We start from the raw sequence: 7,164 nt of genomic DNA, 5'->3' as shown, positions 1-7,164 counted from the left end.
GGATTCTTACACAGCCACTGGATCGGTCAACTGATCCTTAACTGATCGGCATTATCCTGCCGGACGCCATTTTTACGATTTCTTTGGTGAGAACGTCTTTCGCGCCGATATGTGTAACGCTGACGTAAAATTGGGCGATCTGCTTATTCATGAAGGATCGGCGAAAGATGCGCAGAAATTCGCAGCCAAAGTCTTTCATGCCGATAAAACCTATTTTGTGCTGAACGGCACATCGGCAGCGAATAAAGTGGTGACGAATGCGCTGTTAACGCGTGGCGATCTGGTGCTCTTCGACCGTAACAACCATAAGTCGAATCATCACGGCGCGCTGATTCAGGCGGGGACGACGCCGGTCTATCTGGAAGCTTCACGTAACCCGTTTGGTTTCATTGGCGGTATTGATGTGCACTGTTTTAATGAAGAGTATCTGCGCCAGCAAATTCGCGACGTTGCGCCAGAAAAAGCCGACCTGCCGCGCCCGTTTCGCCTGGCGATTATTCAGCTGGGAACCTATGACGGCACTGTCTATAACGCCCGTCAGGTGATCGATACCATTGGGCATCTGTGTGATTACATTCTGTTTGATTCCGCGTGGGTCGGTTACGAACAGTTTATCCCGATGATGGCGGATAGCTCGCCGCTGCTGTTAGAACTTAACGAAAACGATCCGGGGATTTTTGTGACCCAGTTGGTGCACAAACAGCAGGCTGGATTCTCACAGACGTCGCAGATCCATAAAAAAGATAACCATATCCGCGGACAGGCGCGTTTTTGCCCGCATAAGCGGTTGAATAACGCCTTTATGCTCCATGCTTCTACCAGCCCTTTCTATCCGCTGTTTGCTGCACTGGATATTAACGCCAAAATTCATGAAGGGGAGAGTGGGCGTCGGCTGTGGGCTGAGTGCGTTGAGTTGGGTATTGAGTCGCGCAAGGCTATTCTTGCGCGCTGTAAGCTGTTCCGCCCGTTTATCCCGCCCGTTGTTGATGGCAAATTGTGGCAGGATTATCCGACATCAGTGTTAGCCAGCGACCGCCGTTTTTTCAGTTTTGAGTCGGGGGCGAAGTGGCACGGCTTTGAAGGATATGCCGCGGATCAGTATTTTGTTGATCCGTGCAAGCTGTTACTCACTACACTAGGTATCAATGCCGAAACCGGCGAATATAGCGACTTTGGCGTTCCGGCGACGATTCTGGCGCACTATCTGCGTGAGAACGGCATTGTGCCGGAGAAGTGCGATCTCAACTCCATTCTGTTCTTATTAACTCCGGCGGAAAGCCACGAGAAGCTGGCACAACTGGTGGCGATGCTGGCGCAATTTGAACAGCATATTGAGGATGACTCGTCGCTGGCTGAGGTGTTGCCGAGCGTTTATAACAAATATCCGGTGCGCTATCGCGACTACACCCTGCGCCAGTTGTGTCAGGAGATGCACGATCTGTATGTCAGTTTCGACGTCAAAGACCTACAAAAAGCGATGTTCCGCCAGCAGAGTTTCCCGTCAGTGGTGATGAACCCCCAGGATGCGCATAGCGCTTATATTCGCGGTGAAGTGGAGTTGGTGCGGATTCGTGATGCCGAAGGGCGAATTGCGGCAGAAGGGGCGTTGCCTTATCCACCTGGCGTGCTTTGCGTGGTACCCGGGGAAGTCTGGGGTGGGGCGGTTCAACGTTATTTCCTTGCGCTGGAAGAAGGCGTGAATTTGTTGCCGGGATTTTCGCCGGAGTTGCAAGGTGTCTATAGCGAAACCGATGCGGATGGCATGAAACGATTGTACGGTTATGTGTTGAAGTAAGAATAAAAAAACGGGTCACCTTCTGGCGACCCGTTTTTCTTTGCGTAATTAGTGGCTAACCGTCTGTGTGCCTGTCGGGACACGAACGTGTTTATATTTGAACATCGCCATGAACGCGAAGGCCAGAACCACGGAATAACCAGCGAAAATCAACCATACGGTCTGCCAGTCGGTAATGCCGTTTTGGGTGTACATCTCAACAACTTTACCGCTCACGATGCCGCCGAGGATACAGCCGAAGCCGTTAGTCATCATCAGGAACATCCCTTGTGCACTGGCGCGAATTGCCGGGCTAACTTCTTTTTCGACAAACACCGAACCAGAGATGTTGAAGAAGTCGAATGCGCAACCGTAAACGATCATCGACAGTACCAGCAGTACAGTACCGAACGGAGTCGGGTCGCCGTAAGCAAACAGCGCAAAACGCAGGATCCACGCCACAATACTGATCATCATTACGTTCTTAATACCGTAGCGGCTTAAGAAGAACGGGATGGTCAGAATGAACAGGGTTTCAGAGATCTGCGAAATCGACATGATGATTGACGCATGCTGCACGATGAAGCTGCTGGCAAACATCGGATCTTTGTCGAAGCTGTGCAGGAAGGTATTACCGAACATGTTGGTAATCTGCAGTTCCGCGCCCAGCAGCATTGAGAAGATGAAGAAGATTGCCATACGCTTGTTTTTAAACAGCGCGAATGCATCGAGGCCCAGCAGGGTTGTCCAGCTCTGATTCGCTTGCTGTTTAGCAACCGGAATATGCGGCAGAGTCAGGGTAAACAGAACCAGAATGGCGGAAAGTGCTGCGCCAATATACAGCTGCATGTGGCTTAATTCGAAGCCAGACAGGCTCACCACCCACATTGCCATGATAAAGCCGATGGTGCCCCAGATACGGATTGGCGGGAAGTCAGTAACGATATCCATCCCGGCATTTTGCAGGCGATAGTAAGAGATGGTGTTGATTAACCCAAGCGTTGGCATATAAGCAAACGAGTTAATCAATATCACAAGGAACATCGCTTCCGGCGTCGTGACCTGTGCCGCCATGAACAGCGTGATAGCGCCAATGGTGTGGCAAATGGCATATACCCATTTCGCACTTAACCATTTGTCGGCCACAATCCCCAGCAGCGCAGGCATAAATACCGCGGCGATACCCAGTGAGCTATAAACTGCGCCAATAGAAGCACCGTCAAACTTCAGGGTAACAAACATATAGGAGCCGAGGGTCGTCAGCCAACTTCCCCACAGACAGAACTGCAGAAAAGAGAGGATTTTCAGCTGCAGCTTAAGATTCATGTTAATTTCCTCACATCGTGATGCGGATGAGTGTTTGAAAAAGCACATTTGACCGTGCGAGATGATGGGATTCTATCAACTTCGCGGACTGGTTTTTTGTTACCTGTGGCAAATAATTGCAAACATTCCCAATTTGCAAAACGAAATTGTGATGTGGATAACATTTTTGCCCCTGAGCATCGTCAGGGGCGGTTAATGGAATTATCGGCGGCGGTAGGATTTTTGCGCGGTATTCACTTTATAAAGATAACGGCGAGATTCCGCAGAGGGATGGCGGGTCGTCAGCGTCTGATAAACATCGCCCGGCGTCATGGTGTTAATAATATTGGCAGCCTGAATCTTATCATTCGAAAAGACTCGCAGCACGCTGCCTGCGCCGCCGTTATAGGCGGTGATGACGGCATAACGCCGCGATGTTGGGTTATCAATTCCGCCGAGATAAACATTGTTCAGCATCGCCAGATACGCGGTGCCGGTATCAATATTGCTGGCAGGATCAAACAAGAAACTGCGGCTCGGCGTGCCGGATTTCCCCTGCGAGCGGAACACATCTTTCCCGGCAGTATTTTGTACCACCTGCATTAATCCCAGCGCATCGGAACGGCTGACCGCATACGGGTTAAAGGAAGATTCAGTCTGCATAATTGCCAGAATCAGCGACTCATCAACGCCATATTTCCGTGACGCCTGGCGGACCATGCCGAGATATTTGTGCGCACGTTTATCAAGGTGGTTCGGCACCATGTTAATGGTGACGCTGTAGATGATACGTAGCCCGTTGCTGCGGCTTTTCAGACGGTTTTTCAGCAGATAATCCGCGAAGTTGCTTGCGCGACCTTCCCAGCGAATCGGCTGCCCGGTGTTGTCCACCACCTGACCGTAAAGGAAAGGTTCTTTCGAAATTGTAATATCATCAACGTCGGAATAGAGATCGACCGAACTCGGATCGTCACCCATCAGCAACGTTTTGATAATTGCCCGGCGCAAATGCGCGGCAGGTTCTGTCCCGGCGATGGTTTCGATAGTAATCGTACCGTCATCGAAGTTGATGTGGCTGCGGGTCTGATATTGATCGGTGTATTTCACGTAGTCCTTAGGACCGGCGATCACCACCTCTTTGAAGCCCCAGATGTTCTCAATATTGTGGGCAAATTGCCCCATCAGAATATCAAAACCGTTGGTATCTTTGACCCAGGCTTCGTTATAGGTATCGCCTTTTTTGGTCGTCGAACAGGAGATGAGCAACGGCGCAATCAAAGCCAGCGCGAGATATTTTTTCATCATTCCGGGTGCGTGTTGTGTTTGTTTTTATGCAAGCTGCCGGAGGCGTGCTCCGGCACTGTTTTTATTTTTTATCTTCCGGCGTATAGCCCTCGATATGCACCTCTTTACCCTCGAACAGGAAGTTGACCATCTCCTGCTCCAGCAGCTTGCGGTGCTCGGCATTCATCATGTTGAGTTTCTTTTCATTAATCAGCATGGTTTGTTTGTGCTGCCACTGCGCCCAGGCTTCTTTGGAGATCTCGTTATAGATGCGTTTTCCCAGCTCGCCGGGGTACAGCTGAAAATCCTGACCTTCTGCTTCACGTTGCAGGAAAGTACAAAAAATCGTTCTGCTCATAAATCATCCTCTTTATCGACTCACGCGCTAAACCGGCGCGCCAGTGCGTAACTGCTGTAACAAACGCTCCACGGGAGCCGCCAGGCCAACTGACGGCGGTTGCGCTAAGTTATACCAGAGCGCATTGCCTTCATCCATGCAGCCGGTGAATGACGACACGGGAAGCCACATAGGCACAATATCTAAGTGGAAATGGCTGAAGGTATGGCGAAACGCGGTCAGTTGCGTCAGGTTATCGGCAGCAATCTGCCGTTGTGCCAGCCAATGCCGCAAACTTTCTTCGTCGGCAAACTGCGGGAAACAGTATAAACCGCCCCACAATCCGCTCGGCGGACGCTGCGCCAGCAATACTTCATCTTCGTGCTGTAACAGGAGAAAGTAGCCGGTGCGCTCCGGCAGCGTCTGTTTCGGTTTTTTGCCCGGATAAAGCGACCAGCTATTGTTGGTGGCGGCAATACATCCGTTTTGTAGCGGACAGAGCGAACATTTCGGCTTCGAATGCGTGCAAATCATCGCGCCCAAATCCATCATCGCCTGATTAAACCGTTCCACGCCGACCGCGGGCGTCACCTGCTCGCTCAAACTCCATAGTTTATTCTCGACCTCTTTTTTCCCAGGCCAGCCGCTTACAGCATAGCAGCGCGCCAGCACGCGTTTGACGTTACCGTCGAGAATCGGAAAGTGCTTACCCAGAGAAAGCGAGAGAATCGCGCCTGCGGTGGAACGCCCGACGCCCGGTAACGCCGCGACTTCTTCAAAGGTTTCCGGGAATTTACCGCCGTGTAAGGTCGCCACTTGTTGTGCCGCTTTATGCAGGTTGCGCGCGCGGGCGTAATAGCCAAGCCCGGTCCACAAGTGGAGAACTTCGTCGAGCGGCGCATTGGCGAGATCGGTCACCGTCGGGAAGTGCGCCATAAAGCGTTCAAAATAGGGGATAACGGTCGCAACCTGAGTTTGTTGCAACATCACTTCTGAGAGCCATACTTTGTAGGGCGTCTTGTCAATTTGCCAGGGCAGCGTTTTCCGCCCGTATTTATCGTACCAGTCCAGAACCTGGGCTGAAAATTGCGACGCTTGCATGGTCACCGACTTCACTGTTGTTGGGGGCAAGATTGCAGCACAGCGACGGCAGGGTGTAAACCGGAACTTTCCGCAGCCACGGCCTTATCATGCTTGCATCCGGCAACTAACTTTGGATAATGCCCGTTTTCAGAACACTTTCACAAGCGACTAAATCTTTATGAAAAACGACGTCATTTCACCGGAATTTGATGAAAACGGCCGCCCACTGCGCCGTATCCGTAGTTTTGTGCGCCGCCAGGGGCGACTGACCAAAGGCCAGGAACATGCGCTGGAAAACTACTGGCCGGTGATGGGCGTTGAGTTCAGTGAAGATATGCTGGATTTCCCCGCGCTTTTTGGCCGTGAAGCGCCGGTGACGCTTGAGATTGGTTTTGGCATGGGGGCGTCGCTGGTGGCAATGGCTAAAGATCGCCCCGAGCAGGACTTCCTCGGCATTGAAGTGCATTCACCGGGCGTTGGTGCGAGCCTGGCTTCTGCGCATGAAGAAGGTTTAAGCAACCTGCGCGTGATGTGTCACGATGCGGTTGAAGTGCTGCATAAAATGATTCCTGACAATTCATTGCGCATGGTGCAGCTCTTTTTCCCTGACCCGTGGCACAAAGCGCGCCATAATAAACGCCGTATCGTTCAAGTGCCGTTTGCCGAACTGGTAAAAAGCAAACTGCAGCTGGGGGGCGTATTCCATATGGCGACCGACTGGGAACCTTATGCGGAACATATGCTTGAAGTGATGTCTTCTATTGACGGTTATAAAAACCTGTCAGAGAGCAATGATTACGTACCGCGTCCGGCATCACGTCCGGTGACGAAATTTGAACAACGTGGTCATCGTCTTGGTCACGGAGTATGGGACTTAATGTTCGAGAGGGTGAAATAATGGCAAAGAACCGTAGCCGTCGTCTGCGTAAAAAAATGCACATCGACGAATTCCAGGAATTAGGATTTTCGGTGGCATGGCGATTCCCGGAAGGTACATCGGAAGAACAGATTGATAAAATCGTTGATGACTTTATTAACGAGGTTATCGAACCGAACAAACTGGCCTTTGACGGCAGCGGTTATCTGGCCTGGGAAGGTCTGATCTGCATGCAGGAAATCGGCAAATGCACCGAAGAACATCAGGCGATTGTGCGTAAGTGGCTGGAAGAGTGCAAACTGGATGAGGTACGCACCAGCGAACTTTTCGACGTTTGGTGGGACTAAGAAAGCATACGGGCGATGACAAATGCAAAACTGCCTGATGCGCTACGCTTATCAGGCCTACAGAGATGCACGATCGAGTAGGCGGGATAAGGCGTTTACGCCGCATCCGGCATGGAAAACGCGTACTTTGTTATCAATCTGGGGCCAGCATATGCTG

At 51.3% G+C, this 7,164-nt stretch carries 6 protein-coding genes and 1 pseudogene; 3 read left to right on the top strand and 4 right to left on the bottom strand.

The window, feature by feature from the left end; translation table 11 throughout:
* Positions 1 to 46 precede the first annotated feature (46 nt).
* Positions 47 to 1,795 (top strand): annotated as a pseudogene (gene speC / locus ACUU1M_RS09860) (ornithine decarboxylase); the annotation flags it as partial.
* Positions 1,796 to 1,843: 48 nt separating this feature from the next.
* On the opposite strand, the gene nupG reads toward speC, so the two are convergent.
* The 4 genes from nupG to mutY form a co-directional block, all read right to left on the bottom strand.
* Complete coding sequence (gene nupG, locus ACUU1M_RS09855; protein ID WP_001049791.1) at positions 1,844 to 3,100, bottom strand: nucleoside permease NupG; 1,257 nt, start codon at positions 3,098 to 3,100, stop codon at positions 1,844 to 1,846.
* A 201-nt stretch (positions 3,101 to 3,301) separates the two neighbouring features.
* A complete protein-coding gene (mltC, locus tag ACUU1M_RS09850; RefSeq protein ID WP_005064048.1) occupies positions 3,302 to 4,381 on the bottom strand; it encodes a membrane-bound lytic murein transglycosylase MltC in 1,080 nt (359 codons plus the stop codon).
* Between the two features lie 64 nt (positions 4,382 to 4,445).
* On the bottom strand, positions 4,446 to 4,721 hold the full coding sequence (locus tag ACUU1M_RS09845) for an oxidative damage protection protein (protein ID WP_000091700.1): 276 nt from the start codon (positions 4,719 to 4,721) through the stop codon (positions 4,446 to 4,448).
* A 27-nt stretch (positions 4,722 to 4,748) separates the two neighbouring features.
* Positions 4,749 to 5,801 carry an A/G-specific adenine glycosylase gene (gene mutY / locus ACUU1M_RS09840; protein ID WP_005076907.1) on the bottom strand — a complete coding sequence of 351 codons (1,053 nt, stop codon included), beginning with the start codon at positions 5,799 to 5,801 and terminating at the stop codon, positions 4,749 to 4,751.
* Between the two features lie 160 nt (positions 5,802 to 5,961).
* Between mutY and trmB the strand changes: the two genes are divergently transcribed.
* Entirely contained in the window at positions 5,962 to 6,681 is a 720-nt protein-coding gene (gene trmB / locus ACUU1M_RS09835) for a tRNA (guanosine(46)-N7)-methyltransferase TrmB (RefSeq protein ID WP_000786918.1), read from the top strand.
* Positions 6,681 to 7,007, top strand: coding sequence for a YggL family protein (locus tag ACUU1M_RS09830; protein ID WP_001107556.1), 327 nt, complete (start codon positions 6,681 to 6,683; stop codon positions 7,005 to 7,007). The genes trmB and ACUU1M_RS09830 overlap by 1 nt, the downstream gene beginning before the upstream one ends.
* Positions 7,008 to 7,164: the final 157 nt, after the last annotated feature.

It is taken from the genome of Shigella sp. SIG6 (genome assembly GCF_053555815.1).
Note: the sequence above shows the minus strand (reverse complement) of the source record. Positions and strands in the feature narration are given on the sequence as shown.